The sequence below is a fragment of the Lysinibacillus sp. fls2-241-R2A-57 genome, from assembly GCF_030209535.1.
Taxonomy (GTDB): domain Bacteria; phylum Bacillota; class Bacilli; order Bacillales_A; family Planococcaceae; genus Lysinibacillus.
On the sequence record NZ_JARVRU010000060.1, the window covers coordinates 1 to 1,222 of the forward strand.

Sequence of the window (1,222 nt, forward strand, 5' to 3'; positions counted from 1 at the left end):
ACTATTTGGGCTTTTATCGAAAAACAAGCTCTTTCTATCAAAGAAATCAACATCATGGTGGATAAAAATGGTTAATCAACACACCTGATATCTTACATTAATATGAAGAAACATCAAATCATGAATAAAAGAGTAACTTAATGAGAATGATGTTATTCTTTTTGTGCAATCTATGGATTTTCACAGCATAGACTTACAATTCGAAAGTTTTATGCTTATAATAGGAGGGTAAGATTTTTATCTGAAAAAGTAGCCACAAAGTGAGCGATTGCGATTGAAAAAATTATTATATGTAGCTTTTTTTCTTGTTTTTATAGTCATTTTTTTGTACGTAAACAATCACTGGCTGGTTGTAAGCAAGTATGAATTCGAGTCAGAAAAAGTGCCTGCCAGTTTTGATGGGCTACGCATTACGCAAATAACAGATTTACAGGATGCTCTCTTTGGCGAACAGCAAGAGAAACTCATAGCGAAGGTGAAGGCAACAAATCCTGACCTGATTTTTATTACAGGTGATTTAGTGGATAGTAATCGTTATGATTTGGAGCGAAGCTTGCAGGCTGTTAGAGGATTAGTTAAAGTAGCGGATGTCTATTATGTACTAGGAAACCATGAAGTAGCGACAAATAAAGTTAATGTAATTTATGAGGAGCTGTCATCGTTAGGTGTACATGTGTTGTCCAATGAATCGACCGTCATTGAGCGCGACGGGGAGCGCTTGGCGATTGTTGGCATAGAAGATCCGTTATCGGGTAGAACAACGAAAGAAATGCTAGAAATAGCAACAAAAAATGTTCCACCAAATGTACTAACGATTTTACTAGCGCATCGACCAGAAGTGTTTAATACGTATGTGGAGTTTGGCATTGATTTAGCATTTGCAGGACATGCTCATGGTGGGCAAGTTCGAATTCCTGGTATTGGCGGACTTTTCGCACGAGGACAGGGAATATTCCCAAAATATACGTCTGGTGTTTATACGGAAGGAACAACAACTATGGCCGTTAGTCGAGGACTAGGTAATAGTACAGTGCCTATTCGAATTTTTAATCCACCAGAGATTCTTGTAATGGAATTAAAGAAAAAATAAGCACTGCGTCTTTGCTACGCAGTGCTTTCTATTTGAGGCTGGGACAAAACCTCATTTTTCTGCAGCGAAATTGGAGCGGAGCGCAACGGCAGCAACAGAAATCTTTAATGAGCTGCAGTTTTGAGATTTGTC

1 protein-coding gene is annotated in these 1,222 nt (G+C 38.2%); it reads left to right on the plus strand.

The window, feature by feature from the left end; translation table 11 throughout:
* Window positions 1–274 precede the first annotated feature (274 nt).
* A complete protein-coding gene (locus tag QRN68_RS12050; RefSeq protein WP_285397129.1) occupies window positions 275–1,090 on the plus strand; it encodes a metallophosphoesterase in 816 nt (271 codons plus the stop codon).
* Window positions 1,091–1,222: the final 132 nt, after the last annotated feature.